This is a genomic window from Hyphomonas oceanitis SCH89, from assembly GCF_000685295.1.
GTDB classification, from domain to species: domain Bacteria; phylum Pseudomonadota; class Alphaproteobacteria; order Caulobacterales; family Hyphomonadaceae; genus Hyphomonas; species Hyphomonas oceanitis.
In genome coordinates this window covers 1-1,017 of sequence record NZ_ARYL01000132.1, presented here as the reverse complement: position 1 = coordinate 1,017, position 1,017 = coordinate 1, and the positions used below count along the sequence as shown (strand labels likewise).

Here is a 1,017-nt window from a genome sequence, read left to right as displayed (position 1 = left end):
GCCCGAATGGACAACCTATTGAAAGATCACAACTAGGCTTCAGTTTCATCACCACAGAGCCGCTCCGGAGATCTTCTCCGGGGCGGTTTTTGCCATGCTTGCGCATGGTAAACCGGCCGGGAGAAAATGCGCCAGAGGCATTTTCCCTCTCCAGAAAGCGGCAGTGCTGGCCAAGGATTTGTCATCGCACGAAAAGCAAAAAGGAGTGGCGAAGGATGACGAAAGACAAGCGAGAGAAGAAGACCGATGATGGCTGGCCGGAGCTGCTCAGCGTTGAAGAAGCGGCGAGGTTTTTGCGGCTGAAACGCTCAACGCTGGATCATTACCGATGTGAAGGACGCGGGCCCGTTTATCGCAAGCATGGTGCGCGCGTCTTCTATCCCAAGCCCGGCCTCATGAAATGGTCAGAGCGCCATGCCTACATCTCGACCTCGCAGCGCTTGCCGAAACCCGAATGAAATATCCCGTCCTGTGGATAACCGGGGCAGGGCTTTGTCTTGTCCTGTTTGGCGGATTGTTTGATCCTGAAGATTACCTGATCTGGAACCGGACAGGCAGCGCGCCCGAAGGGCTCTACTGGCGGAGCAATGAACCATTTACCCCTGGCAGATGGGTCATTGTCTCGGCCAGGAGCGTGGATGCGCAGTGGGCTGAAGCGCACGGGTTTGTCGGCAGGGACTGGCCGCTGCTGAAGCGGATGACGGGCATTGCCGGAGATGAAATCTGCCGGCATGGCCGGATGATATCGGTCAATGGTGACACTGTTGCCAGCGCCCATCTTGTCGACCCTTCCGGCCGTAACCTTCCGGACTGGCAGGGCTGTGTGCGTCTCTTAGAGACGGACGTTTTCCTGCTGAATGCGCATCCGGATTCGCTCGATGGCCGGTACTTCGGGGCGACAAAACTGGAAGACCTGGACGGCGTCGCGTTACCGCTTTTTACGCTCAAAGACTGAGAGGGACGGCAGGCGGATGCAAAGCGCGGCTAAGGCATGCATGGATATGAGAAGCGGACCCG

General features: G+C 57.5%; 2 protein-coding genes. Both read left to right on the top strand.

The genetic code is table 11. From position 1 onward, the window contains the following. The first annotated feature begins 215 nt into the window (after nt 1-215). Nucleotides 216-458 carry a helix-turn-helix domain-containing protein gene (locus tag HOC_RS20570; protein WP_035542595.1) on the top strand — a complete coding sequence of 81 codons (243 nt, stop codon included), beginning with the start codon at nt 216-218 and terminating at the stop codon, nt 456-458. Next, a complete protein-coding gene (locus HOC_RS20565) occupies nt 455-955 on the top strand; it encodes a S26 family signal peptidase (RefSeq protein ID WP_051625179.1) in 501 nt (166 codons plus the stop codon). Before HOC_RS20570 ends, HOC_RS20565 begins: the two co-directional genes overlap by 4 nt. Nucleotides 956-1,017: the final 62 nt, after the last annotated feature.